46 protein-coding genes are annotated in these 23,999 nt (G+C 30.5%); 2 read left to right on the top strand and 44 right to left on the bottom strand.

Annotated elements, in window-relative coordinates:
• Nucleotides 1–39: 39 nt before the first annotated feature.
• From L1S46_RS04790 to L1S46_RS04580, 44 genes are all read right to left on the bottom strand, one after another.
• Nucleotides 40–342, bottom strand: coding sequence for a hypothetical protein (locus L1S46_RS04790; RefSeq protein WP_238899359.1), 303 nt, complete (start codon nt 340–342; stop codon nt 40–42).
• A gap of 4 nt (nt 343–346) precedes the next feature.
• The gene (locus L1S46_RS04785; protein ID WP_238899358.1) at nt 347–607 is read right to left on the bottom strand and encodes a hypothetical protein; all 261 of its coding nucleotides are present in this window, start codon (nt 605–607) and stop codon (nt 347–349) included.
• Nucleotides 608–618: 11 nt separating this feature from the next.
• Complete coding sequence (locus tag L1S46_RS04780; protein WP_238899357.1) at nt 619–2,466, bottom strand: terminase TerL endonuclease subunit; 1,848 nt, start codon at nt 2,464–2,466, stop codon at nt 619–621.
• The gene (locus L1S46_RS04775) at nt 2,463–2,834 is read right to left on the bottom strand and encodes a hypothetical protein (RefSeq protein ID WP_238899356.1); all 372 of its coding nucleotides are present in this window, start codon (nt 2,832–2,834) and stop codon (nt 2,463–2,465) included. Before L1S46_RS04775 ends, L1S46_RS04780 begins: the two co-directional genes overlap by 4 nt.
• A 124-nt stretch (nt 2,835–2,958) precedes the next feature.
• Nucleotides 2,959–3,267, bottom strand: coding sequence for an HNH endonuclease (locus tag L1S46_RS04770; protein ID WP_238899355.1), 309 nt, complete (start codon nt 3,265–3,267; stop codon nt 2,959–2,961).
• Between the two features lie 4 nt (nt 3,268–3,271).
• Nucleotides 3,272–3,544 carry a hypothetical protein gene (locus tag L1S46_RS04765; RefSeq protein WP_238899354.1) on the bottom strand — a complete coding sequence of 91 codons (273 nt, stop codon included), beginning with the start codon at nt 3,542–3,544 and terminating at the stop codon, nt 3,272–3,274.
• Nucleotides 3,545–3,559: 15 nt separating this feature from the next.
• The gene (locus L1S46_RS04760; protein ID WP_238899353.1) at nt 3,560–3,886 is read right to left on the bottom strand and encodes a hypothetical protein; all 327 of its coding nucleotides are present in this window, start codon (nt 3,884–3,886) and stop codon (nt 3,560–3,562) included.
• 4 nt (nt 3,887–3,890) lie between these two features.
• Nucleotides 3,891–4,043 carry a hypothetical protein gene (locus tag L1S46_RS04755; RefSeq protein WP_238899352.1) on the bottom strand — a complete coding sequence of 51 codons (153 nt, stop codon included), beginning with the start codon at nt 4,041–4,043 and terminating at the stop codon, nt 3,891–3,893.
• Nucleotides 4,044–4,098: 55 nt separating this feature from the next.
• A complete protein-coding gene (locus L1S46_RS04750; protein ID WP_238899351.1) occupies nt 4,099–4,344 on the bottom strand; it encodes a hypothetical protein in 246 nt (81 codons plus the stop codon).
• Between the two features lie 15 nt (nt 4,345–4,359).
• Nucleotides 4,360–4,647, bottom strand: a complete 288-nt coding sequence (locus L1S46_RS04745) for a hypothetical protein (protein ID WP_238899350.1) — start codon at nt 4,645–4,647, stop codon at nt 4,360–4,362.
• A 69-nt stretch (nt 4,648–4,716) separates the two neighbouring features.
• Nucleotides 4,717–4,902, bottom strand: coding sequence for a hypothetical protein (locus L1S46_RS04740; protein ID WP_238899349.1), 186 nt, complete (start codon nt 4,900–4,902; stop codon nt 4,717–4,719).
• Nucleotides 4,903–4,975: 73 nt separating this feature from the next.
• Complete coding sequence (locus L1S46_RS04735; protein ID WP_238899348.1) at nt 4,976–5,755, bottom strand: hypothetical protein; 780 nt, start codon at nt 5,753–5,755, stop codon at nt 4,976–4,978.
• Between the two features lie 222 nt (nt 5,756–5,977).
• Nucleotides 5,978–6,154, bottom strand: coding sequence for a hypothetical protein (locus tag L1S46_RS04730; protein ID WP_238899347.1), 177 nt, complete (start codon nt 6,152–6,154; stop codon nt 5,978–5,980).
• A gap of 85 nt (nt 6,155–6,239) precedes the next feature.
• Complete coding sequence (locus tag L1S46_RS04725) at nt 6,240–6,476, bottom strand: hypothetical protein (RefSeq protein WP_238899346.1); 237 nt, start codon at nt 6,474–6,476, stop codon at nt 6,240–6,242.
• Between the two features lie 23 nt (nt 6,477–6,499).
• A complete protein-coding gene (locus tag L1S46_RS04720) occupies nt 6,500–7,021 on the bottom strand; it encodes a transcriptional regulator (RefSeq protein WP_238899345.1) in 522 nt (173 codons plus the stop codon).
• Nucleotides 7,022–7,031: 10 nt separating this feature from the next.
• The gene (locus tag L1S46_RS04715; RefSeq protein ID WP_238899344.1) at nt 7,032–7,283 is read right to left on the bottom strand and encodes a hypothetical protein; all 252 of its coding nucleotides are present in this window, start codon (nt 7,281–7,283) and stop codon (nt 7,032–7,034) included.
• A gap of 3 nt (nt 7,284–7,286) precedes the next feature.
• Nucleotides 7,287–7,607 carry a hypothetical protein gene (locus L1S46_RS04710; RefSeq protein ID WP_238899343.1) on the bottom strand — a complete coding sequence of 107 codons (321 nt, stop codon included), beginning with the start codon at nt 7,605–7,607 and terminating at the stop codon, nt 7,287–7,289.
• Complete coding sequence (locus tag L1S46_RS04705; protein WP_238899342.1) at nt 7,608–8,030, bottom strand: YopX family protein; 423 nt, start codon at nt 8,028–8,030, stop codon at nt 7,608–7,610.
• Between the two features lies 1 nt (nt 8,031).
• Entirely contained in the window at nt 8,032–8,487 is a 456-nt protein-coding gene (locus L1S46_RS04700; RefSeq protein ID WP_238899341.1) for a hypothetical protein, read from the bottom strand.
• A gap of 479 nt (nt 8,488–8,966) precedes the next feature.
• On the bottom strand, nt 8,967–10,202 hold the full coding sequence (locus tag L1S46_RS04695) for a hypothetical protein (protein ID WP_238899340.1): 1,236 nt from the start codon (nt 10,200–10,202) through the stop codon (nt 8,967–8,969).
• A gap of 74 nt (nt 10,203–10,276) precedes the next feature.
• A complete protein-coding gene (locus L1S46_RS04690; protein ID WP_238899339.1) occupies nt 10,277–10,441 on the bottom strand; it encodes a hypothetical protein in 165 nt (54 codons plus the stop codon).
• A 51-nt stretch (nt 10,442–10,492) separates the two neighbouring features.
• Nucleotides 10,493–10,906, bottom strand: coding sequence for a single-stranded DNA-binding protein (locus tag L1S46_RS04685; protein ID WP_238899338.1), 414 nt, complete (start codon nt 10,904–10,906; stop codon nt 10,493–10,495).
• 46 nt (nt 10,907–10,952) lie between these two features.
• Entirely contained in the window at nt 10,953–11,348 is a 396-nt protein-coding gene (locus L1S46_RS04680) for a RusA family crossover junction endodeoxyribonuclease (RefSeq protein ID WP_238899337.1), read from the bottom strand.
• Nucleotides 11,349–11,602: 254 nt separating this feature from the next.
• Nucleotides 11,603–11,959: a hypothetical protein gene (locus L1S46_RS04675; RefSeq protein ID WP_238899336.1), complete on the bottom strand. Its 357-nt coding sequence runs from the start codon at nt 11,957–11,959 to the stop codon at nt 11,603–11,605.
• A 35-nt stretch (nt 11,960–11,994) separates the two neighbouring features.
• Nucleotides 11,995–12,354, bottom strand: a complete 360-nt coding sequence (locus tag L1S46_RS04670) for a hypothetical protein (RefSeq protein WP_238899335.1) — start codon at nt 12,352–12,354, stop codon at nt 11,995–11,997.
• Nucleotides 12,351–12,758: an HNH endonuclease signature motif containing protein gene (locus L1S46_RS04665; protein ID WP_238899334.1), complete on the bottom strand. Its 408-nt coding sequence runs from the start codon at nt 12,756–12,758 to the stop codon at nt 12,351–12,353. Before L1S46_RS04665 ends, L1S46_RS04670 begins: the two co-directional genes overlap by 4 nt.
• Nucleotides 12,759–12,763: 5 nt before the next feature.
• Nucleotides 12,764–13,681, bottom strand: a complete 918-nt coding sequence (locus L1S46_RS04660; RefSeq protein ID WP_238899333.1) for a hypothetical protein — start codon at nt 13,679–13,681, stop codon at nt 12,764–12,766.
• A 21-nt stretch (nt 13,682–13,702) separates the two neighbouring features.
• Nucleotides 13,703–14,995, bottom strand: a complete 1,293-nt coding sequence (locus tag L1S46_RS04655; protein WP_238899332.1) for a DnaB-like helicase C-terminal domain-containing protein — start codon at nt 14,993–14,995, stop codon at nt 13,703–13,705.
• A gap of 44 nt (nt 14,996–15,039) precedes the next feature.
• Nucleotides 15,040–15,237: a hypothetical protein gene (locus tag L1S46_RS04650; RefSeq protein WP_238899331.1), complete on the bottom strand. Its 198-nt coding sequence runs from the start codon at nt 15,235–15,237 to the stop codon at nt 15,040–15,042.
• A 29-nt stretch (nt 15,238–15,266) separates the two neighbouring features.
• Nucleotides 15,267–15,950 carry a replisome organizer gene (locus tag L1S46_RS04645; protein WP_238899330.1) on the bottom strand — a complete coding sequence of 228 codons (684 nt, stop codon included), beginning with the start codon at nt 15,948–15,950 and terminating at the stop codon, nt 15,267–15,269.
• A gap of 11 nt (nt 15,951–15,961) precedes the next feature.
• Nucleotides 15,962–16,729 (bottom strand): PD-(D/E)XK nuclease-like domain-containing protein, encoded by a 768-nt coding sequence (locus L1S46_RS04640; RefSeq protein WP_238899329.1) that lies wholly within the window; start codon nt 16,727–16,729, stop codon nt 15,962–15,964.
• Complete coding sequence (locus tag L1S46_RS04635; RefSeq protein ID WP_238899328.1) at nt 16,716–17,552, bottom strand: RecT family recombinase; 837 nt, start codon at nt 17,550–17,552, stop codon at nt 16,716–16,718. Before L1S46_RS04635 ends, L1S46_RS04640 begins: the two co-directional genes overlap by 14 nt.
• 12 nt (nt 17,553–17,564) lie before the next feature.
• Nucleotides 17,565–17,750 carry a hypothetical protein gene (locus tag L1S46_RS04630; RefSeq protein ID WP_238899327.1) on the bottom strand — a complete coding sequence of 62 codons (186 nt, stop codon included), beginning with the start codon at nt 17,748–17,750 and terminating at the stop codon, nt 17,565–17,567.
• Between the two features lie 60 nt (nt 17,751–17,810).
• The gene (locus L1S46_RS04625) at nt 17,811–18,104 is read right to left on the bottom strand and encodes a helix-turn-helix domain-containing protein (RefSeq protein ID WP_238899326.1); all 294 of its coding nucleotides are present in this window, start codon (nt 18,102–18,104) and stop codon (nt 17,811–17,813) included.
• Entirely contained in the window at nt 18,097–18,225 is a 129-nt protein-coding gene (locus L1S46_RS26280; RefSeq protein WP_275298960.1) for a hypothetical protein, read from the bottom strand. The genes L1S46_RS04625 and L1S46_RS26280 overlap by 8 nt, the downstream gene beginning before the upstream one ends.
• Before the next feature lie 14 nt (nt 18,226–18,239).
• Nucleotides 18,240–18,602, bottom strand: coding sequence for a hypothetical protein (locus L1S46_RS04620; protein WP_238899325.1), 363 nt, complete (start codon nt 18,600–18,602; stop codon nt 18,240–18,242).
• 111 nt (nt 18,603–18,713) lie between these two features.
• Nucleotides 18,714–18,989 (bottom strand): AbrB/MazE/SpoVT family DNA-binding domain-containing protein, encoded by a 276-nt coding sequence (locus L1S46_RS04615; protein ID WP_238899324.1) that lies wholly within the window; start codon nt 18,987–18,989, stop codon nt 18,714–18,716.
• A gap of 35 nt (nt 18,990–19,024) precedes the next feature.
• Nucleotides 19,025–19,564, bottom strand: coding sequence for a hypothetical protein (locus L1S46_RS04610; protein WP_238899323.1), 540 nt, complete (start codon nt 19,562–19,564; stop codon nt 19,025–19,027).
• 32 nt (nt 19,565–19,596) lie between these two features.
• The gene (locus tag L1S46_RS04605; protein WP_238899322.1) at nt 19,597–19,800 is read right to left on the bottom strand and encodes a hypothetical protein; all 204 of its coding nucleotides are present in this window, start codon (nt 19,798–19,800) and stop codon (nt 19,597–19,599) included.
• Nucleotides 19,797–20,066 carry a hypothetical protein gene (locus L1S46_RS04600; RefSeq protein WP_238899321.1) on the bottom strand — a complete coding sequence of 90 codons (270 nt, stop codon included), beginning with the start codon at nt 20,064–20,066 and terminating at the stop codon, nt 19,797–19,799. Before L1S46_RS04600 ends, L1S46_RS04605 begins: the two co-directional genes overlap by 4 nt.
• Before the next feature lie 14 nt (nt 20,067–20,080).
• Nucleotides 20,081–21,052, bottom strand: a complete 972-nt coding sequence (locus L1S46_RS04595; protein WP_238899320.1) for a hypothetical protein — start codon at nt 21,050–21,052, stop codon at nt 20,081–20,083.
• The gene (locus L1S46_RS04590; protein WP_238899319.1) at nt 21,049–21,198 is read right to left on the bottom strand and encodes a hypothetical protein; all 150 of its coding nucleotides are present in this window, start codon (nt 21,196–21,198) and stop codon (nt 21,049–21,051) included. The genes L1S46_RS04595 and L1S46_RS04590 overlap by 4 nt, the downstream gene beginning before the upstream one ends.
• A 75-nt stretch (nt 21,199–21,273) precedes the next feature.
• Nucleotides 21,274–22,014, bottom strand: a complete 741-nt coding sequence (locus tag L1S46_RS04585) for an ORF6C domain-containing protein (RefSeq protein ID WP_238899318.1) — start codon at nt 22,012–22,014, stop codon at nt 21,274–21,276.
• 127 nt (nt 22,015–22,141) lie between these two features.
• Nucleotides 22,142–22,399 carry a helix-turn-helix transcriptional regulator gene (locus L1S46_RS04580; protein WP_238899317.1) on the bottom strand — a complete coding sequence of 86 codons (258 nt, stop codon included), beginning with the start codon at nt 22,397–22,399 and terminating at the stop codon, nt 22,142–22,144.
• 169 nt (nt 22,400–22,568) lie between these two features.
• Here L1S46_RS04580 and L1S46_RS04575 point away from each other — a divergent pair, with 169 nt between their 5' ends.
• Nucleotides 22,569–22,889, top strand: a complete 321-nt coding sequence (locus L1S46_RS04575) for a helix-turn-helix transcriptional regulator (RefSeq protein WP_238899316.1) — start codon at nt 22,569–22,571, stop codon at nt 22,887–22,889.
• A 5-nt stretch (nt 22,890–22,894) separates the two neighbouring features.
• The gene (locus L1S46_RS04570) at nt 22,895–23,980 is read left to right on the top strand and encodes a site-specific integrase (RefSeq protein WP_238899315.1); all 1,086 of its coding nucleotides are present in this window, start codon (nt 22,895–22,897) and stop codon (nt 23,978–23,980) included.
• Nucleotides 23,981–23,999 lie beyond the last annotated feature (19 nt).

Genomic DNA, 23,999 nt, shown 5'->3' with positions numbered 1-23,999 from the left:
TTTTGGTTTGATTTTGTATTGGCAATCTTATCAACTCCTTTATTCATCTTCTTGGCTAAATTCTAATGTATCAGTACTTTTTCTTCCTGGAAATCCTGGCTTTTCTCCTGCAGGTGAAGGATTATGGCCTATTCCACATCCTGGTCTTAGTGGTCTTGGATATGTTGGGCTTTTACAATAACCAAAATATTGATTATCTCTAGGCGGTTTTATATTTTTTATTTTTTCGCCTGATTCTGTATTTGGTGTTCTTGTACCATGTCTAAATGTTAATAATGTAATTAAACTACACAGTATCATAGTTCCACATATTATTAATGTTACTTGTACGCAATCACTCATTTAATCATCTCTTCTCCCAACTAATTAATTTTATTTCATCTTTATCTTTAGTTATTATAGGAAAATATTCTGGCGTTTCTTGTCCTTCTTCAACAATGTTAAAATGCTTTGAATATGCATAATAAGTAATTACATTCTTAAAGAAATCATTATCAGCCTTTATGATTAAGATATCTTTAAAGATTTCTAAAAGAGCCTCTGGTTTTTCATTTATAAGATCTCTACTTATTGGAATTATTCCTTTTCTTTTAAATAATTCATTCATTTTAATCTCTCCTAACCTACTAAATTTATATATTCCTCTGAATGTTGTCCTAAGCCTACATAAGCGTCTAATAAACTCACCATTCCATCAATACGTTGACGTTGGTTTCTTCCTTTTAACGGTCTTATATTATCGTTATCATCATATTTTACACTCGTATTAGTTAAGCACCATTTAAGAATTGGATTATTATTATAATTAATTAGCTTACTCTTTAAGTCAGCTTCCATAACTCTCATAGGTTGGCTGAATGTTAGCGCTCCTTGAGCACATGGATACATTTGAAATCCTTTGCCTTTCATTTCTTCAACCCAATAACCTGCAAGAGCTCTATCATAGTAAATCCATAATGGTGTGATATCATATTCATTTAACATTTTTTCATACCATGCGGTAACATCACTAAAATTCACTCTAAAACCTTCGCATGTTGTAAGTAATCCTCTATCCCTCCATAAATCATATGGAATTTTATCTTCTTGTACACGCTTATCCAGCAATTCCTCTGGTAAGAAATACTGTTGCAATATATATTTTTTATTGCTGTTAGGCTTCATGATTAATAATGTTGCACATGTCAAATCGGTAGTCGCTGATAAATCACAACCGCCAATAGCATAAGTATTTCTTATGTCTTCCATATCAAAAATTTCAGTATTATTTATATCTTCAAAACTCAACCATGCTTCTCCATTAGTTTCTCTAATATTAAAGTCTTTACATAATAAGTTTTTAATTAATTTAGAATTTGCTTTTGCTTTGTTAACTTTATTTTGTAACTGGTCAATCTTTTTAATTGTTCCTAGTCCTGGATTTGCTTTAGTCCAGCATTCTTCGTCTGTCCACTCATCTCTATCATCTAATTCATAAACAATAGCTAAGAATCTTTCGTTTTTATATCCTTCTGAATCCTCATAACCATTTATAAGTCTTTCAGATTCATCATATTTAAGGTCATATACGCATTCTCTAACTGTTCCGGCTGTAGTTGTTACAAATATAAGCGGCTGTTCTCTTGCGGTTGTACCATCGACTATAACATCATATAAATTTTGGTCTGTCCATGCATGTATTTCATCAAGTAAAGCTCCATGTACATTTAATCCATCTAAGCTATCTGAATCTCTTCCAAGCGGTTTAAAAAAAGAATCGTTAAATTCGCTTGTCATTTCTCCAACTAAAGGTTTTATCCGTTTAATTAAAGATGGCGATTTTTTAACCATTCTTTTAGCTTCTAACCATATTATCTTGGCTTGATCTTTCTTTGTTGCTACTGCATATATTTCACTTCCTGGTTCTCCATCAGCTATTTGCAAATATAATCCTATAGCTGCACTTAAGGTTGACTTACCATTTTTTCTAGCTACAACTAAAAGTACTTCTTGATATTTTCTAGTCCCATCTATTTTATGTATAATACCAAATGTTGCGGCTACTAAAGCCTTTTGCCATAATTCTAGTATAAAAGGTTTGCCACCCATTGAACCCTTAGAATGTTTGCAGTAGTTCTCTATAAACTCTAATGCGTGATTAGCTTTCTTAGGGTTATATTCCCACTCAGAGCTATCATCATTTATAAGCCTTACAAGTTCTTTATATGTCTTGTAAACTTTAAGGCTTACATTAACTATCCCATCAGTTAATTTCAATTTATCAATTTCTTTTATAGCTTCTTCAAGTTCTTTTTCTTTAGATTTCAGCTCTACTTCATTTGTTACTTTATCATTCTTAAGTAAAACAATTTCTTTTTTTAGTAATTCTCTCTTTTGGAATAATGGTTTATGCTTTATCTTTTCCCAGTATTCTAAAATAGGGTTATAAGTTAATTCATATATTATTTTTCTTGCTGTATTACTCATTTGTTATTCACGAACTCATCAAATCCATCGTCATCATTTTTAGGAGGTTGTTTAGGCAGCAAATCAGTAAGTTGTTTTATAACTGACATATGATTTTTAATCATTGTATTATATATTTCAACCTCTGGACTTTTTTTAGTTCCCCACTGATTTTCACCATTTTGATATTCACTTATAACCCCATTTTTATTTATGGTTGCTTGTAGATCTTCTAATGTTATAGACATAAAAGCGGCATTTTCAATTAGAGAATGAACTGCTTTTTTTGTTTTCATATCTACATCTTTAAATAATTTATCAAGTCTTTTTATTTCTTCTGATATTCTTTCATCCTTTGATAAATCTTTTAACTTATCTTCATTTCTCATTAAAAATTCACCTTCTTTCATATCTTTTATACCACACCCCCTTATAGAACCAGATTTGTGTTTTTTGATTGAGCCCTATACGGTCATTCACAATCTTTCTAAAATTCATTGATAGGGGGGGATATTATTCATCTTCATCTGCTATCTTAATTAAATTTCCTTCATCATCAAAGGTCACATCATCTCTTATAGCTTTATATTTACTCATATGTTCTTTGTTATGACAATCTTGGCATAGATACTCTAGCTTATTCCAATTAAGAGTAACACTTGGGTCATTTATATTGCTAGGTGTAAGTACTACTTTATGATGTACTATCTTCCCAGGCTTACCACATCTATTACATAAACCATAAACAGATTTTATAAAACCTTTCTTACATTTCTTCCACGCTATACTATTATAAAAAGCTTTTGCAAACTCTCTAGCCATACTATCACCTTATAGCTTCTTTAATCTGCTCTACTATTCTCTTGCCTATTTCATTTATAATATCATCGTTAAGCTCAACATCAGATACAGTTATCTTTATTCCTTCGTCGCTTTCCTTCTCATTCTTTAATAAATAGAACCATTTGCCATTATTAAATGTTATTTGAAAGTAAGGAAGTGCACTTAAATCTATATCATTTATCTTGAATACATTCTTGTTAGTATTTATTTCTATATCTGGCTTTGTAATATTTTTGATTTTATATTCAGTTATCATGATCTCACCCCTTCATTAATATCCCAATTTATAAATCCTATAAATGTATCTATTTATTCTACCTAACAGTTTCTTTTTAACCTTTATTCTTTTTACTCTTAATGCTATCTTTCTAAGTCTTTCTATTTCACAGCTTAGATGTACAAATAAGAAAAGTCTCCTTTTAGATTCTCCTGTTAGCTTAAAAGAACATTCATATCTTCCATTAATCCCAAAAGGAATATCTTTTATTTCATCTTCTTTAGTATCAACTCCAACACTCATTTGAATATTGCTAGATGTCCCTATCTCTTTTCCATCAAACATTAATGTCACGTTATCTATATTGGTATCTGGTCCCATAACCCTAGCTCCTATCTTTCATCGTAAATTCAACAACCAAGATCAACACCATACAACAAAGTGCTAACAGTTCTCTATTCTTGAATATATCCCAAGCAGCTGCAGACATAAGAAATATTTGTAATAAATCTATTATGTTTTCTTTAAGTTTCTTCATAATCCCACCCCTTTAATTTAAAGCATAAAAATAGCACCTACCATTTAGTAAGTGCTTAATCATTTTCTATTTTCAGTTTCCATCCTATACATACTTTAACTTTTTTATCTGTAACCTTTAAACAATCTCCATCGTGGAAATCATCATTATCAACTTTTGGATTGCAACACATACATTGGAGCTGTTTTAAATCTTTATCGTAATAATTCAGATGATGTTCACAATTGCAGCAATGCTTTTTTACATCTCTTTGAATTATTTTTTCAGGTACAGCATCTTTACTTAATCTAACTTTATGCATTACCATTCAATCACCTTACTTATTAATATTCTTTCTGATTTCTCTTTCCTCATTTATCTGTTTCCAGTGTGTAGCCATACATACTAGTCCACCGCCAAAACACGCTATAGCTGCTAATAATAAAGGTGCAAATATCATCCCAATAAGAAAACAAGGTACACCAGCAAATATTAATTTAAGATGTGTATCATAATGATTCTTTCTAACTTCCATATATTCTTTGCTTTTCATTCTTGCCGCATCTTGCATAGCCTGTTCATGTCCATCTTCCTTAATTTGTTTTACAGTTTCCTTAATATCCATAATTAAACCCCTTATCCCTTTTTTATTAATTATATAACTATCTGTCAAAGAATAATATAGTATCAATATTTATTTCTTATAACTATTTTTAAAACATTCTTTTATCCCTTCATAAGGATAATAATACGTATTTATTGTTTCACAGTTATTTATATTTTCACATGTATTACATTCTACTGGAGACTTAGCACATACAACTATTCCTTTATTGAACTTTATATTTAATTTTAATTTCTTTCTCTTGTGGCTGTTCATGTTAAATCTCCTTTCTTTGAATTTAAAATTTAGGCTGTTTTATTATATTAAAAAAGAACTCTGTTAAGAGCTCCTATAGTTGTTGAGAATTTTGGTTCTGCTTAATAATTTCATTTTTCATTTTAACCCAATTCTCTAAATTTTGAATTTCAATGGTATATCTATTTTTACTATATTCATAAATATGATTATAAAGTTCTTCATTCCTCCATAGCTCTTTCCAAAATATTAATGAAATATTCCATGCAAGCATATCATTTTTTATATTTAAACCTATTATTTTATCCTCGCTTATATATAGCTCATATGGTATAGAGCGTTCTCCTTGTACTAGCCTTATCTTGATATACAATAACGTTATACATAAATCCTTAACCGTGCTTTTGTCTATTGAGTTAATTGCTTCATCAAAAAGTACTATATAGCTCTTATCGATTGGTTTATCAGCTTTTTCTTCTTTAGTTGTGTCAGCATCTGCCGAAACTCCATTAAATTTATTTTCTATTATTGTTTTTATTTTGCTGTTTAGTTTCACTGCATTTTCAAATTCACTGGTTGTTTTCTCAATTTTTTGAACTATTCCTTCTAAATCTTCGGATAAATTAATCAACTTATCTTTTGTGTTTTCAGATTTATTTTCTCCAACTATTGTCATAATAATTGCTATAACTGATAATATAATTGAAGCTACAGTACTTGCAAATGATACTTCATTTACGAATTTATTTTTCGTAAAACAAGCCGCCACTATAGTTAATGATGTGCTTGTCAAAGCTATTCCTAATACATATTTTATATGTAGTTTCATTTTCTCATATTTTACTTCTTCACTTAATTCATTATGTTTTCCCATATTCATCCCCCCTTTGTACCCTAATTATACAAGCCATTCCAAATTATATCAACAAAAAATACCCAATATCGACTACATATCGCTACAGGGTATTTTAGTAAAAAGGGGTTTGTGAGATTATAAGGGCTGTAAATTTCCTTTCAAGGAATTCTTTACAATACTATAATATCACATGTTTTAAGCTTTTTAGTCTCAACATAGTCTCAATTTTGTCTCATGGTTTTACGCTCTAACTGCAAAACCACATAATCTACAAGTGCAGTATTCCCCTACTGCTACTCCACATTCATTTTCCTTTCTAAAAATACCACAGCTACATTTACTACATTCTTTTAATTTGCTACAAAAACATTTATGTTCATCATCCTTATTTTTATATTGTATAATGCATTTCATCATGCGAACCTCCGTTCGGTTTTTCTTCTATTGTATAATAAAAGCACCACACCTACAATAAAATGTGATGCATATTAGTTCTGATTTTTTATGGTAATTTATTTATCTTATCTTGTATGTTCTCAGACTTTTTAATTATTATCCATTTTCTTATGTCTATCCACAATAGTAATACCAAAATTACTGCTATTACTGAGTCTGATATACTAACTTGAACTCCACCATCAAATAATATCTCTAATTCATCCCATAATACTTTTAATATAGCAAATAATCCAGACATGATAAGCACATCAACTATATATCTTTTAAACTCTTTAATCATTGTTTCCCCATCCTTTCAGAATATCATTTAATTAAGTACATGAATTGTGATATATTCTCCACCAACTCTTCTCTTTTCCTATACACTGTAGCTCTAGCCATATTTAACTTATTTGCTATTGAGGTTACTTCTTCTACATCACAATACTTTAACTCTATGAATCTCTTATCTTCCTCACTGAGCATTTCTATATTGAACTCCATATTTCTTACATAGCTTTCTTTTTCTCTTATTTTAGATTGTAATTTAAGTACACTTTTAACCATGTTGCATTGCTCTTTTTCAAGCTTTGTAACTTCCTTTTCCATTTCTCCCTCAACATAGCTTGTACCAGTTGAACTTGTTTGTACTCTTTCTGATATTCCTGCGCCATTTTGGTATGGATCTACACTAATATATTTATGAACATTTCTAATGCTTTCATCTATATCACTTATTTGCTTTTCTAAGACTTCTATTCTTCTTTTCATATGCTGAATATCTTTCTTATACTTAAAGTATCTGTATAGTCTTCCTTCGGTCTTTCTGAATAGTTCTTTATCCATGCAATACCTCCTACTTAAAATAACTCTTATCTACTTTTACCCACTCTTTACCCTTCTTAATCTCTATCTTTACAATTCCCTCTATTATGTCAGCTTGATTGTAGCTTTCTCTAAAGGTTGGTTTCCCATCTTTATTAAACTCTACTGTTATCTTAAACTTATCTAAAGCATATATAGTTCCAGATCTTTTATTCATCTTTATAGTATTAGAGTTTTTACCTTCCTTAGTTTTAGTTACTCTTGCTGTTTGTCCTACCTTCATAGATTAATCCTCCAACCCCTCAACATAAATATTACTTGCAAGTATTTCATTAATTCTTATTAGCTTCACAACAAGTTCTTTAAGCTGTGGTAATTTAGATTCATATTCTTTTAGTTTAAAGTTGGATTGTTGAATTTCTTCGGTTAGCTGTTTATTCTCAGCTGTTAACTCTTCATTTTCTTTCTGAAGTCTGAAACATTCTAATTCAAAATCAAAACCTGCCAGATATTGATTACCACATATTTTATTATCTGTGCCTTTACCTCTTTCATTTTTAGGACACTTTCCGCTTTCTTGGTAACACTCTTTCTTTTTATCTTCCATCTATTTCAACTCCTTTAATAGCTCTGGATTCTCATAAATATTACCAATCACTTTTATGAACATATCATCTATCTCCATATCTCTTAAAGGTTCTGTTCCATACTTAAAATGTTTCATGCAAAAGGCTCCCAAATTAAAACACACTTCTACTTTTCCTGGCTTTAATATATAGTCTACATCATTGAAAAATCTGACTATATCGCCTTCGTATATTTCATTATCTTTATAATCTTTAACTCCTGTATATTGCCCTAATGTATTTATATCTACAGGCTCATGTTTGGTTTGCATACCCGGCATGTCATCTTGATAAACAACAATATGTCTATCTTCATCTTTTCTACAATCTGGCATACAATAATAGCCACCATAAACCCATTCATTAGTGATTGAACTTTTAGCTCTAAATTTAATTTCTCTCATATTATTTATCCCTCCTAGGGCGATCTTTTAATTTTTCTAAGTGCTTAGGATAATAAGCCTGTACTTCCTTTGCTGTTATTCCGTACATATTCAGTAACCCTAAAGGTGATTGCACTCTATCCCAAAATTCTTCAATAACATGTAACTTATTTTCTTTTGTCTGTTTCTGTAAATATTCAATAAATGCTTCTCTAAATTCAATTTCTTCTTCTTTAATTTTATCTAGTTGATCTAGTTCACTTATTCCAGTTAAATCTATATTCTTTAGCTCTATCCCTGTAACATTTACTTTTTGAAGATATTCAGTATAGAAATAGCCACTGAATCCTTCTAAAAATACTCCATTTCCACTTGAATTTGCTTTAAATTCATCACTTTCACAAGTCCATATTCTTCCGTTATGTGTTTCTGCTTCTAAACATGTATGCATTACAACCTTGTCACCTTTTTTTAACATCTGCTCATCTTCTTTCTATCAAATTTAAACATTGTAACCATAATCTAAACAGAATATATATCTTATCGCTTCACATAATAATATTGAGATCTGAAAACTGCCATTAGATTACACTCGTTTTTTTGTTTACCTAATGGGATTCTATTATTAATTGATTCCCAAATGAGAGTAGAGAAATAAAGCTGTATTGCTTTTATTCCTCATTCTCTATTAAATTTAAATACTTGTTTTTTAGTATTGAGTGTTATGCCTTTTCTAACATTTCATCATTGAACATAAATAACTCAACATCTTCTAGAAAATAAATTGGTTTTCTTTTTTGATACTCTTCAACGCATATGATTGTGTGAATGCCCTCATAATCTGCTATTTATCTCATTTCTGGATCAAACCATAAACCATTATATTTTTTATTTGGCTCTAATTTTTTAATCTTTACTTTATCATTTTCACTAAACATCAAATCATCCTCTCTAGCCTTACACAAACATATTTATTTGCCCTGGTAAAACTAATTCTTTTTCTTGTTTTTTCTTCACTTGGTAAGGTTCATCTTCCCATCCTACACCTATATAATCAAGAACTCTTCCCCATCCAAACTTTTCGCCTGTTTCTTTATCAATTGCACATTCATACATCCAAAAATGCCATTCTTTTTCATTATGCTCTCTAAGTACATCAAATCTATGAGGGCGTTTTTCCATGTGTATTCCAAATCCACACATATTGCACCCTGTTCTCTGAGCTTTAGTCGTATATAATTTTCCATTTTTATCTTTTTCAATGGTTCCATATATCTCAGGAATTATTGTATCCGGAAAATGTTCATTTGCTTTTAGTCTATCTTCTTCAATGGCTTTTCTTTCATACTCTTCCCTTAAGCCATCTTTCCATAACTTATCCATTTCCAATGATAATGTTAATAAATCCTCTCTATTGAATATTGCAAATGGTGCAGATCTAGTTGTGCTTTTTCCAAAATAATTACATCCATGTATCATTAATCCCTTAGCTCTTCGTCCACCTTCTGATGCCATTAAACCCATAAAAGGTACTGCATTATGTTCTTTCGCCCAATCTTGGCAAGGCTTTTCTTTTAAGTAATAGCAGCATTTAGAACTTAATAAGAATGGGGCTATATCATAATCAACATCTTCATTCTCATTTTCATAACCTGCAAACTTTTCAAGCCATTTCTGAGCCAACTTCATCTTTGTATTTTTTCTATATCCTCCATAAGCTCCTGTTTCTCCAGTTATAATTGCATGTCTTACAGTTTTATTTTTCTCTGTTGGATTTTGCAATTTCTCAACTTTTGAAGCTATTTCTTTTGACAATACAGGAAAACCAAACTCTCTTATTATCTTAACTTTACTATAAGGTTTCCCACTTTTGTCTTTGGCTGATTTTAATTTAATTAACCCTAATGCATCATGAATTTTCTGTATGCTTTTATCTTCCAGACTACTTACAGAAACTCCTGGAGCTGTTATCCCTATACTTCTTAAAAATAGAAATAATGTTATGCTATCTAATCCACCAACACTTATATAATAATCAAGTTCTCTTCGATTACATTCTTCAACAAATTTTAGGGCTATTATCTCAGCATACTTCTTCTTAAATTCGTAATCTTGCTTTTGCTTAACCATAAAGTTTGCAATCTTTGTCTTTGCATCTATTTCTTCCATTCTCTCTAATACATTTTTAGCCATTTTAATATTTCCCTCCACGTCTGGAGATATGCGCATACTTTTTATCTAGAATTACTCCTATTTATTTTAATTAACTATTTTTCTATTTTCTCAAATCTATCTTTGGTATAATTCCCATTAGTACCATACTTTAATTTAATTACATAGTAATTTTTTGTTTCCTTTACTAGAGTATAAGTTTCCCCTACTCTCAAAGAACGTTCCATATCTTTATCATTTATACATTTTACTTTTGTCATTGCTTACATCTCACTTTACTGCATCTTTATACATACTTCTTACTTTCTTAATTAGAATGGCATGTCTCCGTCATCTACTGGCGTTATGTCCTCTTCAAATCCACCATTAAACATATCTGTTGGCATTGATTGTTCACTGCTCTTTCCTTTACTTCCCCAAAATTCTATGTTTTCAACAATAGCTTCTTGTGCATAATGTTTAATTCCATCTTTCTCATAAGTTCCACTTTGCATCCTGCACTCTAACTGTATTCCTTGACCTTTTATAAAATTATTTGCTATGAATTCTGCGTTTTTACCAAATGCAGTAAATGGAATAAAGTCACTTTCATATTGATTTGTATTTTTATCTTTAAATTTTCTTCTTGATGCAATTGTATTTTTTAATACCGCATTCCCAGTACCAGGGGTAAATTGTAAATCTATATCTCTAACCAAATTCCCGTTTATAATTAACTTATTCATTCTCTTTTCCTTCTTTCTCAAAGGACAAGTTTTAAGCCTGTCCTTTTTATATTGCTCTTAAATCAAATTCAACTCTTTCATTATCAAAAGTAAAGAATTTACTTACTTGTAACTCTATAACTTGGCTATCGTCTTTATATGCAATTCCATTTAAACTATCTAAAATTATTTTCGCTATATTATCTGCATCTGGTTTCTTTTGTGGACGTTCTAAGCCTTGTTTTATGCCCTCAATTCTCTTTTTTGAATAACTCTTAGGTACTTTATGATAAACTCTTATATCAGCTCTTATCGGTTCATTAAAAAAGTGTCTCCCATCCTGTTGCTGGTAACATATTTTTACCCAATTTTCATAATTTACAGTATCTTCTGGAGTTACTGCATGTTTCCCAAATACTCTAGGTCTTGCTTTTCCTTTTATCGTTCCTTCAACTATTACCATCGGCAACCTCCCGCTCTAACATTTCAATTTTTCTTTTTCTTAATACTTCGTTCTTTAAAATATCCGAACACTTCTTTTTCTGCTGTTTCTCTTCTTTTAGCTATATCTCTTATTGTTTTCTGTGCAAGTTCTTTTGGACTCATATATTTCCTTCTTTCACTTGATTTTCATATGAGAATTGGCGATTGCAGCATTAGTGTTTTATCACTCATTCTATTAACTTTTAGTACTTAATTTCTTAGAATTGTGAAATATTATTTCTTATCCATTAATGGTTTCATCTCATTGCACAAAACTTCTAATCTTCCAATTCTGTCGCGAATAAAAGTATTTAGCCATCCAAATAACATATCGAATATTTCTTCTTCTGTCATTTCTTCAAGTCCACCTTCCCAACCTGCGCAGTATCTTTCATCTGACCATGCTTCATACATATCTCCACATTCTCTTAATGTTAAGTGAACACAATGATTATTAAATGCACTTTGAATTTTCTTAGACTCTTTTAATTTTGTATCATAGAAACCTGTTTTCTTAACTGATTCGTCACTTATTCCGTAATATTTGTCTAAATCACTTATACTTTTTTCTCCATAAAATACATTTGACATAAAATTATCCTTCCTTTACTGCACAATATCTCACATTACGAATTTATTAATTCGACCTTAGACCATGCCAATAAACTTCTTAGCGTTTCTATTTCTAATCTTGTATTTCTAATAGATTCTTGACATACTGCATAAGAATTTTCTGCTAAGTCCCTTTCTAACCTTAATTTACTTACCTTCTCTTCACCCTTCGCTAGATCTTGTATTATTGACATTGGATACTTGTCTACCTTAAGTTGTAGCAGCTCTTTTCTTAATGCTACTCTGTATTCTTTTTCAGCATTTGCTTTTTTAAGTCCTAAAGTTTTCAGATTATCATTACCTCTTTGTAACGCTATTTTAGCTAATTCTATTTTTTCTATAATCCTTGGTGGATTTAGTTCTTTATTATTCATTCATCACACTCCCTTATATCATCTTCTGTAACAAGCTTGTCCGCCATGCATTTGAGAATTATATCTTCTCTTGAGTATTTATCCCCATGCATTGTTAAACACTTTAAAATCCGTTCTAGTGGCTTGTCCTTTATTTCCAAAACTTCTTGTATTTCTTCCCTTGTAAGATATTCTTTTAAAAAATGTTGTTCTAAATAATTTTGAAATTGTAATTTGTATTTTAGATATAGTTTTCTATTAAAATGAACTCCTGTTTTATGATCTCTATGGTGCTTATAACATAGATAAACGAAATTATGTCTGCAATCTTCTAATGGTTTTAGCTGCTTTCTAGAAATTATATGATGTAGTTCTACTCCATAAGATGTTCCACATTCATTACAATATTCATCCTTCGCACTCATAGGCATTAACCTTCATATGCAAAAGCTGCAATTATTTCTTCAGTTCTTATTTTTATAAGTTTTTCATTTTCATCTATTTGGTGTAATTCATTTTGAAGTTTTTCAATTTCTTTAATAACTTTTATTTTTCTTTCTTCATCCCTATCTAAAATATCTTTTTTATGTGCTTTGACATCATCAATGCTTATATAAAGTCTTCCTCCAAAAGCAACTCCATCTTTAATCTTTTCATAAATACCATTTGGGGTTTTTAATATTATTGTTTTCTCTACAACTTCAAATATGCTTTTTACATCTTGTTTCTGCTTGTCTATTTGCTTCTCTACGCTCTTATTTTCCTCTTTAGGTGTAATTACATTACTAGTTTCTTTTTGCTCTAAAATCGGCTGATTTTTAATATCTTCTTTTGTTCCATTATTGGAATTTTGCTTTAAATATTTTTTAGGTGTATGCTTTTTATTACTTAGCTCTGGGAATTCAGTTTCTTTAACCATTAAAAATATCTCATTTGCATTATCCAAAGGTATATCAAATTCCTTTTGTACTTTCTTAACAATTTCAAGCCTATTAATTTTCTTGGGATCCATTCCCTTAGTAAGTCTTAAAATCTCTTCTTTGATTTTTGGTTCTAATTCTTTTATTTTATCCATGAAATCCATCCCCCATTTCTCTAAAAACTTTTCTTTTTCTTTTAAATATTCATTGCTCTTTACAATAACTTGTTCTATCTCTTCTAAACTAAAATCATATAGTTCAAATAATGCTGCTCTTATTGAAGTAGTTAACCCGTTCTTTATATCTGCCATTTGTCTATCTACTTCCTTTGCGGCTTCCTCGTCCTTGGTTTTCTTAGCTAAATAAGCTAAAAGTGTAATTTTATCTGGTGGTAATTCTTTTTCCCAAAGTTCTAATTTTTTAGCCATTGACAGCAATTCAACCACCTCCTATTCATTTAATGGTAATAGCTTTTGAGTTTCTAAATCATAATGGAATTTAACAGTGCCTAATCGCCCGTTTCTGACCTTCTGAAAACTAACCTCCAATGTATCGCCTCTTATTCTTTCGCCCTTTTCTCGAGCCGAATAGTAACCCTCACGATAAAGCATTCCGATTGTATCTGAATCTTCTTCGATATTTCCACTGTCTCTTAAATCGCTCATTACTGGGTGTTTGTCTTGTCTTTGTTCTACCGATCTTGAAAGTTGGCACAAAACTACCATTGCAACATCGAGTTCTCTAGCTATACTCTTAATTTTTTTGGATATCTCTTTCATTTGGTCGTAGGCACTTCCATTTTTCTCGCTTGTTATTTTCCCTAAGTGGTCTATTACTATAACCTCTAGTCCTTTTTTAGTTTTAATTTCTTTGGCTTTGGATCTTATTTTTGATATTGTAGCTTCTGGTGGAGAATAAAACATTAGGTTATCTTTTTTAGATAAGTTGTTAAATGATTTTGATAACTCTATCCATTCATTCTCTTCTAATCTTCCCCTACTTATTTTCCCATTACTCATGTTTGTATCTGTAGCAAGCATTCTGAAGCCTATTTCATCTAATCCCATATCTAGTTGGATGAATAAAGTATTTGCTTTTATACTCTCCAGGAGCTTTAAAGTGAATGCTGTCTTGCCGATTGAGGGTCTTGCTCCAAACACAATCATGTTTTTCTTTTGAAGCCCGTTTATAGCATTATCTATTACTTTAATCCCTGTTGGCACTCCAGTTATTCCACCTTTTCTGTTGTAAGCTTCTTCTACTTTTTTAATGCTCATTTCTATCAGCTGAGCTGTATTATAAACTTTGTCATCCTCTCCGCTTATATTCATTTTCATTAGTTCGTCTTGAATATAGTTTATTTTGTCTTGTGAGCTCTTTTCCGAGCTAGCTATAATCTGCATTAACTTACTTATTTTTCTTTGCCTGCTAGACTCAATAACTGCTTCTAGATGTGATTTAAATGTCGATTTGATTCCGCATAGTGAAATGTTTGATATTTCTGTAACTGTTATTAAATTTTCTTTTATTTTATCTTTGAGTCTATTCAAAAGTATTACTGCATCAAAATTGTTATCTTGCTTGTACAGCTCTTTCATGGTTTTATATAAGAGTTGATGTGGCCCTCTATAGAAATCACCCTCTCTTAAAGTATCTATAGTTTTTAATATAAGTGAGTTGTCTTTTATAATGTTGCCTAGTACTTCCCTTTCGCTTTCTATAACCTTGTCTAGTTCCTGCATTTAATCACCTCTGTTCGTACTTTTTTAGTATTGCGAATTAATTATTATCCGAAACATACACCAGCATTCCAAGCTTGTATTTTAATTTCTTCTTTTTCTCGATTTAATTTTTCTATTGTTGCCAATAATCTTTTAAATCTTATAGAATTTATTATTTCAGTTTCCTTTATTTCTTCAATTTCATCATCTGTATAAGGTTCATAACTATTATTTTCATTTAAACTTTGATTGTATGATTTCATTTTGCTACTTCCTTTCTACATATTATTTACTAGTAATTAAAGTCATCCCCAGTACTTTTAAATACCTTAGGAGCTTCTTTATTATTTTTAGTACACCAGTTATTTAATGTTCTATAATGATCTTTATATTTCTTAGTTCCATTAGCTATATAAGTATCTAAAGATATTATTGTTTTATGAACTAAGTCTTTAGAAAACTTATTAATTAATTTGTCATATTGTTCTTGAGTAAGTTTTACTTTATCAATAGAATCATCAATGAAAGATAAATTTATATTATCTATACTATTCTTATCTTTACTTATCTTATCTTCTCTTATCTGTGGTACAGTTTCGTCACATTCACGTAACAGAACCGTGGACGAAGGTGGATTTAATGTATAAGATTTGTTAGTTTTGGTATATAACATGGACTTTTCATCTATATAATTTGTTGGCTTGTAAGTGTCTTTTCTTAAATAATTGTGTATTAACCAATGTTTTATTACTACAACACCACTATCAAACTTGATTACAAATCTTTTGGCTATTAATAACTTTAAATCATCTTCGCTACAGTTAATTAACCTTTGTATTTTCTTTGGGCTATTTATAAAACCATCATCATCAGCTCTCATATTTAAGTGGAAGTATAAAGCCTGAGCGCTTAATGGCATATCTAGGAAAGCATCTGAGTCTATTATTTGTTTACTGAACATGCGTTTATCGGCCATACAATCACCCCCTATAATTCATCAATTGTTAATATTTGACTTACATATAATGTTTTTCTGCAATGCTCACATACTCCACATGCAACTGGTTTTTCTTCGCCATTTTTAATCTTTATAACTCGTTCAATGTTGTATTCAATTTCCTCTAACTTTGGTCTGGTATATCTTTCATCAACTTTTATAATGGCTTTTAGTGGATTATCATTCTTTTCTATTGCAACAATGTATGGAATCAAATCTTTTCCGAATTGCTGCTTAATTAACTCTCTATAAATTGCCATTTGTTCAACGTATCCATAATGTTCAATGAAAGTTAATCCACCATATTTTTTATGGATCCCTTGGGTTGTTTTTAAATCTGTAAAGAATCCTTTTTCTAAGTTCAGTACGTCCACCATTCCGCGCCACTTAATACCAAATAATTCACCTTGAATAATTACTTCTTTTTCCCCTTGCAAAAATTTCATACAATTCGAATCATCTGCTAAGGACTTAACCATTGTTTCAGCTACTTTAAAGGTTGATTTTAATTCTCCTTTAGTTTTGCCTTGAGTTGAATATAAACTTGGATTTTCTTCTTTAAATTTATCCAATGTTCCTTCGCTCCATGAATGTACATATTTACCTAACAAGAATGCATCACTTTCAGCCTGCTTGTACTCTCCTTTTAGCTTCGCTGTAGCCATTAATTCACATTGTTTGAATAGTTTATACTGTGATACTGACATAGTGCTTAAATCAGCTTCTAGGCTGTAATAATTCTCTTTAGTTATCTTCATTTTGGTTCACTTCCTCAAAAGGTGTATCTACAAAGTTTGTTTGGTCAACTATATCACCATTAGACTCCAATTCTTTTTCAAGATCACTCTTTTCTGTTGCTGCTTCTTTTGGCTCTTGGCTTTCGAATTCCATATCTGAACCTTCATCCCATGCATTTTTCTGAGGAATATTATCAAAGTCGATATTTATATGCTTACACAATCTTCTTAAAACTGTTTTCTTTGCCATTTCTCCAAAACTTTTAACCCATGCATCTGAAAATTTGCCTGTCTTTTTACTCTTCTTTGAAAAATTATCCCTTATATATTCAACATCTTCTTTTGACATTGTTTCATATTCCATTGCTCCATCCTCATAGTAGACAACTGCGAAAACTCCTATAATATCATCATTATTAAATGCCTTTGGTTTAAAGTTTATATATGGCTTTCCATGATCTACGCCTTCCTCAAATTCATCACCATATCTAACAAGTTTTGCATAGATATCTTTAATTGGTTTTGCACTAAATTTTCTTACTAATTTTGTTTCTCCTTTATAATCTGTCATAAACTTAGGAGTTCCATCGTAGGTAATTACATAGCATTCATTATTAGCAAAATCTAAGTCTAAATAAGCACCTTTCATTATGCATTTAGCTAGGTTAAATTCTTGCCCTTTCATGTTAGTTATATCAACGCTATTTAGTACACTTAATACATTTTGTTTAAATCTTAAAGTGTTAAATCCTTTAGGTAGTGCTTGAACTTCTTTTTCTAACATACCTGTTAAAAACTGATTTGTTGTTCTTAATACTGTTGTTTGTATTTGAGTATTAGCCATTTATACTCCTCCTTATTTTTCAACATCTGATAATACACCGTCTAAAGCTTCAGCTACATCTAAAATCATGCTATAAAGCACCGAATAATCATTTTCTAAATACTCTGCTATATCATTATCAGGTAAAGCGTTTCTCACATCATTTACATGAGAGTTAACAACTGCAGCTTTGTCTTTTAATTGTTTTAAACTAACCAACTTGCATTCCTCCATTTCTGTGATATAATGTACTTGATTATTTTGTTATGCTACTACGGATTACTTGCCGGTGTCCTTAGTAGTTTTTCTATTTTTATGCATCCTTAATGCTCCTTCAACTTGACATTTAGTCATATTGAATACTTTTCCTATGTCTTTATAAAACATTCCTTCCTCCTTCATTTTTGAAATCTGTTCCATAAATTCATCACTATATTTACTTTTTCTGATTATCTTTTTATGATTTTTTCTCATACAAGTTCTTCTAGCTGATACATTCATTAATGAAAGTGCTTTATCAATCGAAACATCTTTTAATATAGCAATAAATAACGCATACCAGTTTTCAATCACTTTTCTCTTCCTTCTTGCTAAAATCAATTGCAGCTTGTCTAAGTGTTGCTGTTAAATTCAGATGATTCATTAAATACATATTTGCTATATCTTTAGATATTTCTAACTCTTTATTTATCATAATTAATCTCCTATTCATGATTGAATTTCGATTTCTTTCAAAATGATATCTTCTGAAACAACATCCCATTCGTCATATTCATAACTAGTTTTCTCCCAATATGGTATTGTTGCTATTAACTCATTTTTTCTTTTGTATAAGATATAAGGCATTTTTCTAGATATTATTTCAATTTCACCATTCCAAGGATGATCTTCTCTTAAACGTTGTATCTCTTCAGAAAAATCTTCTTTGCGAACTAAATCTCCCTTTAATTGCTTAACTGCTTTTCTGATTTTATTATTAAGTATCTGGATTGCTTTGCTATAAGTGCTTGCATATTCTTCTTTCATCTCGAATCCATAATTGTCTGAAATATAAATCTTATATGCTTTCAAAGTTATACACCTACTTTCTTTTCCTATCTGTAGTTTTAAATTTATGTGTGCTTGGATTAAACCATATAATAAACTGTTTTCCGATTATTCTTATTTGGTATCCTTCCATTGTTATTTAACCTTTCTTGCCTTATCTATTAACTCTGCTACTTTCTTAAACTCAACTAAACATTTAGGGCAGATATCTAAATCAAATACTTTTGTTAGTCCTTTCATTTCTCCACAGCAATGGCAGCCTACTTTATACTTTCTTAAAATGATATCTTCACCTTCTACAAAGATTTGTAATTTATCTCCTTCATTTAGTTTTAAAGTTCTTCTTAGCTCCATTGGTATTACTATTCTTCCTAATTGATCTAATGGTCTTGTTACTCCAGTACTTTTCATAATTAACACTCCTTCACTATTTTTAATATTTTGTATTAAGCCTTTTCCACTAATCGAACTGATGTTATTAAATCTTCTATGTCATTTTCGCTAATTTCGGTGTCTATTTGCCATCCACCATCGTCATATAGATATAATATTGTATAGTCCCCATTGTCACTTTTAAAAAGTTCTTCTTTTACTTCGTCTATTGCAGTATCAATTAAATCCATCATCGAACAATTTGAATTTTTTATAGCTTTGTAAAATTTTGCTTTGAAATTATCTATTTGGAGAATCACTTCTATAAGCATATTTTGGGGAGGAAAATCGTGATTATATTCTTGTATGAGTTTATATTCCTTAGCAGTGGTGCACTTGGCGCCTATATAATAATAAGTAATAGGTTTTAATTCTCCTGTTTCTTTGTTGTAAATATTTGTATCATAAGAAAATACTTTGTCACCTTTGAATTTTTCTTCTAATTCTTTTAGCTTTATCTCTTTATCAGATGTTTCTTTGGCTATAAGCACTGGCGCCACATCATTTGGATAGTCCATTTCAAACTCTCTCTCACCACATTTGAATTTTTTCATTTTATAAATCTCCTTTATCTAGTTTTTACATATCACACATTAAACTTCGATTTATTTTTAAGTAGTACTTTGGGTGTATTGCCATACTTCTTAGCTTTCTTCTTAGCCTTTTCTTCACATTCAAAACATACATAATCTTTATCTTTTGCTTTGTTCTTTACGCTTACATTGAACTCTTGGTGGCATACTTTACACTTCTTATAAAGAAAACCGCTTTTCATAAAACCGTATTTCATTTGTATACCTCTAAGGCTAGTAGTAAAAAGCCTGTCCAAAAGATACAACCTACTAAAAATGCTCCGAAGAATCCAACATCTTTTTTAACTTTTAAATGTGGTATACGTTCCATAGTGAATGTTTCTATTACAGTATCTAAACAATTAAGTTTTTGACATACTATACATTTTCTTGTGTTATCTACGCTTAAGACTTCCCACTTACACACTTGGTCATCTATCTTAAGATTTAGCTTTTGTCCTGGAAAATAATCTTGATTCTCCATGACTTTAATCCTCCTTACACTCTTATTCCGGTTATTGATTCGAATTTTTCACTATTAAAATTAGGTATGCTCTTAATTTCTTCTTTTTCGTTATCAGTTAAGTTGTCCCATAAGTTTTCCCAAGCTTCTTTATAGGTAAACACTTTTAAATATCCGCCAGTAGTTTCATATGTTGGGTGTTCCTTCTTTTCTTCATCCGACATATTTTCTTCATAAATCCATGCTGCAGTTTCTATATTCCAGCGAATGATATCTCTAGCTTTAATATTTAACCAATCTCTATAAGTTAAGTTCGAAGGCTTATCAAAGATCCTTATTTTATCTTCTTCAGTACAAAATACTCCTGTTGAAAAATCTGTTGTGTTACAATCACCTGTGTTCCTATCACCTGTGTTCCAATCACCTGTGTTCCTATCACCTGTGTTCCAATCACCTGTGTTCCTATTACCTGTGTTCCTATTACCTGCGTTACAATCACCTGTGTTCCTATTACCTGTGTTCCAATCACCTGTGTTCCTATCACCTGTGTTCCTATTACCTGTGTTCCAATCACCTGTGTTCCAATCACCTGTGTTCCTATCACCTGTGTTCCTATTACCTGCGTTACAATCACCTGTGTTCCTATCACCTGTGTTCCTATTACCTGCGTTACAATCACCTGTGTTCTTTAACCCAGTGCAATCTTTGCCCTCATTAACAATAGTTAATAATTCCTGCCATGGTATTTCACGAATTATTCTAAGTTCATTAGTAACTGATTTGTTATCTTCTGTTTCTACTAGGTCTAATGCTTCTACCTCTGCAACTTTATTGCTACTATCAAAACTGTAATAGTTAAAACAATCACTTGCTTTTTGGCAGAAATGAAATCCCTTACCACAAAGTCTTATATCTCCTTCATGTTTGAATGTTTTGCCTACCTCATATTGAAATCCTCTGCATGTCCAATCACTGTTAAATACTTTAAATCCTTTTACTTTACTCATTCCTCTTCCTCCTTAATATCAATCCCATTTTCTAGTTGTAGCCATATTTTAAACTGTTCTTCTGTCTCAAACTTATTAGCCATTTCATATATTATCTTTGAAAATTCTTCTAGGCTTAGAAACTTGAGTAAGTCTAGATTCCTCATTTCTGTTCAACTACTTTCTCCAATTAATTTATTTAATACACTCATTTCTACCCTCCTTAATTCAGAATCTTAATATTAATTTACGGAATTATAATTGCAACCTTTTATCATTAATTCCAACTCTCTATTTGGAACCCAATTTATAATTGCTTGTTTAGCTGCCCCAAAATCTTTAATTAAAGTATTTCTATAAGAATTTACATTTAATTTATTCTTATAATCATGCCAAAAACTTCTGAATGCTTTCTTTGCTAATTCTCTATATGCAGCTGTATCTTTTCCTCCTAGTATTGCTACTACTTTCTTATTTGCTAGATCATTTAATTCTTGTTGTTGTGAATAATCTATAGTTGTGTTGTTTTCGATTTTTGTCATTCTGTTATCGAGTTCTACTGTTTTTTCATCTATCATTAGAATTGCTTGTAGCTCTTTAGATATTGGTTTAATAAATGCTTTAGCCAGTACATCTTTTGCTCTTAGTTGATAGTTAATTAACTTTTCTGCTACTTCTGGTTGTTCTTTTTGCATCTTAGGAGTTATAGATATCTTTGCTAACCATAGTGGAAGAAAATCTAATTCTATTCCTAAAACCTCATTGTTTGGGTCAATTACCCCTGCTTCAAATTTGAGGCACCCCTTGTTTAAGACTAAATCACTTTGAATATTTATAACTTGTCTATCTTTTTGACCTTTTGTAAGTCCTATTCCATTACAGATATAGCTAACTCCTGTGAAAATTTTCCCTGTTGATTCGTCTTTAACAGCTACTAAGCTGTCTCCGAAAAACTCAACTGATTTGATTAATAAACTATTCATAAAGTTCCTCCTTTACTATTTCAAAATTATGTCTACCTGATACGAATTTCTTTGTGCGATTGCTATGATTCATACGATGCGATAAATAAGAATTGCAGTTTTTAAGGTTTTAATTTGAGTAAATTAATTAATTGATAGTGTTTTTTTCTTCCTTGTTACACTTTGGTACCATCGGGTTAAAAAAAATTTCTTCGACTGATAGGCCGAATGCTTTTGCAATACTTGAAGCTTCCAACATTGTCCATTTTGGTATCTTGCTGTTTAATCTTCTTTGCAAAGTAACGGATGTCATACCTGTTTTTTTGCAAAGAGTTAATTGGGTCCAATTTTTGTATTTTAGTAGTAATTTTATGTTGTCATTTGCATACATTAAGTCTTTTGCCATATATTGTTTACCTCCTTTTGTTACTTCTTGGTATCAGTATATTTCTATTTAGGCACCAAGTCAATACTTTTTTGAAGATTTTTTTTATTTTTTTGCACATTTGTATTGCATTTTGGTAACACTTATAATATTATATATTGTATAGTAAACACAAGAAAGGATATCAATAATGAAACAGGTAAGTTTAGAAATTTTTGCAAAGAGATTAAAGACATTAAGAGAAGAACACGGGTTAAGTACACGTGCATTAGGAGAAATAGTTGGAACTAGCAACGCAACAATCTCACGTTATGAGACTGGGAAACGTGATCCTGATTTAGTTTTAGTTCATAATATAGCTAAATATTTTAACGTAACTATTGAATATTTATGTGGCGAGGATGTTAATTCTGATGAAGAAAGCTTAATTAATATGTTTTCTAAGTTATCAGAAGAATCAAAGAAAGACGCTATTAAATATATTACATATCTATATGAAAAAGAAAGGTGATAAATATGGAGGGCTCTGTTACAAAACGTAAAGATGGACGTTGGCAGGGAGTTGTTGACGTTCCTACATTAACAAAAAAAAGAGTTAGAAAATATGTTTATGCGGCTACACGCCAAGAGTGTAGAAAAAAATTAAATGCGCTAATTGAAGAAATAGAAAATGATGGAGTTTTAAACCCAAGCAAAATAACTTTTACAGAATTTGCACAAATTTGGCTAGATACTTATTGTGTAAATTTATCTCCTACCACTTTAAATGGATATAAAATAAGTATATTTACTTATGCATGTAAATATATAGGTGATGCCATTATGTCTAAAATACTTCCAATTCACATCCAAGAAATGATAAATGAATTTTCTAAAACACATTCCCAAAAAACATGCCGAAATTTACTTTCAGATATAGGTGGCGTATTTAAATATGCAATACTTAACAAAACTTTAAAAAATAATCCTTGTGAAGGAATTAAAATTCCAAATGATATAAATAAATATGAATATTATATATATAACGAGGACGAATTTAACTCTTTATTAGATCTAGTTATTGATACAAAAGAGGAGATTCCGGTTTTATTAGCTGGATTATGTGGGTTGAGAGTTTCTGAAATCATGGGTTTAACTTGGAATGATATAAATTTTGATAAGAGAATAATTTACATAAGAAAAGCATATGTACATGTAAATGGTGATGTTATAGAAAAGAATACAAAAACTAGAACATCATATAGGGAAATCGTTGCCCCTAAATATGTAATAGAAAGGCTTTCTTTATATAAAAACGTAGGATTTGTTTATCCTAAAAAAGATGGGACTGCAGAGAATGGCGGTAATTATAGTAAAAGATTTTCTAGAATGTTAAAAAACGCTGGTCTTCCTCATACTCGTTTCCACGACTTAAGACATTTCAATGCAACTATGATGCTTAAAAACGGTGTAAGCGATAAAGAAGCAGCCGAAAGATTAGGCCATTCAGATACAAATATGACTAAAAAATATCAACACGTATTATCTAATATGAAAACTAAGTCAGCGGATATCCTTGACTCTATTGTAAAACGTTCGGATGTCAAAAAGGATGTCAAATAGCCGTAAAACTAGGTATTTA

Source organism: Clostridium sp. YIM B02500, assembly GCF_022324665.1.
In the GTDB taxonomy this organism is placed as follows: Bacteria; Bacillota; Clostridia; order Clostridiales; family Clostridiaceae; genus Clostridium; species Clostridium beijerinckii.
The sequence above is the reverse complement of the archived record's forward strand: the minus strand, read 5'-3'. Positions and strand labels throughout refer to the sequence as shown.

Excerpts from the sequence above, each read along its gene's own strand:
- L1S46_RS04790 (WP_238899359.1), bottom strand. The coding sequence starts at position 342 with ATGAGTGATTGCGTACAAGTAACATTAATAATATGTGGAACTATGATA.
- L1S46_RS04785 (WP_238899358.1), bottom strand. The coding sequence starts at position 607 with ATGAATGAATTATTTAAAAGAAAAGGAATAATTCCAATAAGTAGAGAT.
- L1S46_RS04780 (WP_238899357.1), bottom strand. The coding sequence starts at position 2,466 with ATGAGTAATACAGCAAGAAAAATAATATATGAATTAACTTATAACCCT.
- L1S46_RS04775 (WP_238899356.1), bottom strand. The coding sequence starts at position 2,834 with ATGAGAAATGAAGATAAGTTAAAAGATTTATCAAAGGATGAAAGAATA.
- L1S46_RS04770 (WP_238899355.1), bottom strand. The coding sequence starts at position 3,267 with ATGGCTAGAGAGTTTGCAAAAGCTTTTTATAATAGTATAGCGTGGAAG.
- L1S46_RS04765 (WP_238899354.1), bottom strand. The coding sequence starts at position 3,544 with ATGATAACTGAATATAAAATCAAAAATATTACAAAGCCAGATATAGAA.
- L1S46_RS04760 (WP_238899353.1), bottom strand. The coding sequence starts at position 3,886 with ATGGGACCAGATACCAATATAGATAACGTGACATTAATGTTTGATGGA.
- L1S46_RS04755 (WP_238899352.1), bottom strand. The coding sequence starts at position 4,043 with ATGAAGAAACTTAAAGAAAACATAATAGATTTATTACAAATATTTCTT.
- L1S46_RS04750 (WP_238899351.1), bottom strand. The coding sequence starts at position 4,344 with ATGCATAAAGTTAGATTAAGTAAAGATGCTGTACCTGAAAAAATAATT.
- L1S46_RS04745 (WP_238899350.1), bottom strand. The coding sequence starts at position 4,647 with ATGGATATTAAGGAAACTGTAAAACAAATTAAGGAAGATGGACATGAA.
- L1S46_RS04740 (WP_238899349.1), bottom strand. The coding sequence starts at position 4,902 with ATGAACAGCCACAAGAGAAAGAAATTAAAATTAAATATAAAGTTCAAT.
- L1S46_RS04735 (WP_238899348.1), bottom strand. The coding sequence starts at position 5,755 with ATGGGAAAACATAATGAATTAAGTGAAGAAGTAAAATATGAGAAAATG.
- L1S46_RS04730 (WP_238899347.1), bottom strand. The coding sequence starts at position 6,154 with ATGATGAAATGCATTATACAATATAAAAATAAGGATGATGAACATAAA.
- L1S46_RS04725 (WP_238899346.1), bottom strand. The coding sequence starts at position 6,476 with ATGATTAAAGAGTTTAAAAGATATATAGTTGATGTGCTTATCATGTCT.
- L1S46_RS04720 (WP_238899345.1), bottom strand. The coding sequence starts at position 7,021 with ATGGATAAAGAACTATTCAGAAAGACCGAAGGAAGACTATACAGATAC.
- L1S46_RS04715 (WP_238899344.1), bottom strand. The coding sequence starts at position 7,283 with ATGAAGGTAGGACAAACAGCAAGAGTAACTAAAACTAAGGAAGGTAAA.
- L1S46_RS04710 (WP_238899343.1), bottom strand. The coding sequence starts at position 7,607 with ATGGAAGATAAAAAGAAAGAGTGTTACCAAGAAAGCGGAAAGTGTCCT.
- L1S46_RS04705 (WP_238899342.1), bottom strand. The coding sequence starts at position 8,030 with ATGAGAGAAATTAAATTTAGAGCTAAAAGTTCAATCACTAATGAATGG.
- L1S46_RS04700 (WP_238899341.1), bottom strand. The coding sequence starts at position 8,487 with ATGTTAAAAAAAGGTGACAAGGTTGTAATGCATACATGTTTAGAAGCA.
- L1S46_RS04695 (WP_238899340.1), bottom strand. The coding sequence starts at position 10,202 with ATGGCTAAAAATGTATTAGAGAGAATGGAAGAAATAGATGCAAAGACA.
- L1S46_RS04690 (WP_238899339.1), bottom strand. The coding sequence starts at position 10,441 with ATGACAAAAGTAAAATGTATAAATGATAAAGATATGGAACGTTCTTTG.
- L1S46_RS04685 (WP_238899338.1), bottom strand. The coding sequence starts at position 10,906 with ATGAATAAGTTAATTATAAACGGGAATTTGGTTAGAGATATAGATTTA.
- L1S46_RS04680 (WP_238899337.1), bottom strand. The coding sequence starts at position 11,348 with ATGGTAATAGTTGAAGGAACGATAAAAGGAAAAGCAAGACCTAGAGTA.
- L1S46_RS04675 (WP_238899336.1), bottom strand. The coding sequence starts at position 11,959 with ATGTCAAATGTATTTTATGGAGAAAAAAGTATAAGTGATTTAGACAAA.
- L1S46_RS04670 (WP_238899335.1), bottom strand. The coding sequence starts at position 12,354 with ATGAATAATAAAGAACTAAATCCACCAAGGATTATAGAAAAAATAGAA.
- L1S46_RS04665 (WP_238899334.1), bottom strand. The coding sequence starts at position 12,758 with ATGAGTGCGAAGGATGAATATTGTAATGAATGTGGAACATCTTATGGA.
- L1S46_RS04660 (WP_238899333.1), bottom strand. The coding sequence starts at position 13,681 with ATGGCTAAAAAATTAGAACTTTGGGAAAAAGAATTACCACCAGATAAA.
- L1S46_RS04655 (WP_238899332.1), bottom strand. The coding sequence starts at position 14,995 with ATGCAGGAACTAGACAAGGTTATAGAAAGCGAAAGGGAAGTACTAGGC.
- L1S46_RS04650 (WP_238899331.1), bottom strand. The coding sequence starts at position 15,237 with ATGAAATCATACAATCAAAGTTTAAATGAAAATAATAGTTATGAACCT.
- L1S46_RS04645 (WP_238899330.1), bottom strand. The coding sequence starts at position 15,950 with ATGGCCGATAAACGCATGTTCAGTAAACAAATAATAGACTCAGATGCT.
- L1S46_RS04640 (WP_238899329.1), bottom strand. The coding sequence starts at position 16,729 with ATGAAGATAACTAAAGAGAATTATTACAGCCTAGAAGCTGATTTAAGC.
- L1S46_RS04635 (WP_238899328.1), bottom strand. The coding sequence starts at position 17,552 with ATGGCTAATACTCAAATACAAACAACAGTATTAAGAACAACAAATCAG.
- L1S46_RS26280 (WP_275298960.1), bottom strand. The coding sequence starts at position 18,225 with ATGATAAATAAAGAGTTAGAAATATCTAAAGATATAGCAAATATGTAT.
- L1S46_RS04615 (WP_238899324.1), bottom strand. The coding sequence starts at position 18,989 with ATGAAAAGTACTGGAGTAACAAGACCATTAGATCAATTAGGAAGAATA.
- L1S46_RS04610 (WP_238899323.1), bottom strand. The coding sequence starts at position 19,564 with ATGAAAAAATTCAAATGTGGTGAGAGAGAGTTTGAAATGGACTATCCA.
- L1S46_RS04605 (WP_238899322.1), bottom strand. The coding sequence starts at position 19,800 with ATGAAATACGGTTTTATGAAAAGCGGTTTTCTTTATAAGAAGTGTAAA.
- L1S46_RS04600 (WP_238899321.1), bottom strand. The coding sequence starts at position 20,066 with ATGGAGAATCAAGATTATTTTCCAGGACAAAAGCTAAATCTTAAGATA.
- L1S46_RS04595 (WP_238899320.1), bottom strand. The coding sequence starts at position 21,052 with ATGAGTAAAGTAAAAGGATTTAAAGTATTTAACAGTGATTGGACATGC.
- L1S46_RS04590 (WP_238899319.1), bottom strand. The coding sequence starts at position 21,198 with ATGAGGAATCTAGACTTACTCAAGTTTCTAAGCCTAGAAGAATTTTCA.
- L1S46_RS04585 (WP_238899318.1), bottom strand. The coding sequence starts at position 22,014 with ATGAATAGTTTATTAATCAAATCAGTTGAGTTTTTCGGAGACAGCTTA.
- L1S46_RS04580 (WP_238899317.1), bottom strand. The coding sequence starts at position 22,399 with ATGGCAAAAGACTTAATGTATGCAAATGACAACATAAAATTACTACTA.
- L1S46_RS04575 (WP_238899316.1), top strand. The coding sequence starts at position 22,569 with ATGAAACAGGTAAGTTTAGAAATTTTTGCAAAGAGATTAAAGACATTA.
- L1S46_RS04570 (WP_238899315.1), top strand. The coding sequence starts at position 22,895 with ATGGAGGGCTCTGTTACAAAACGTAAAGATGGACGTTGGCAGGGAGTT.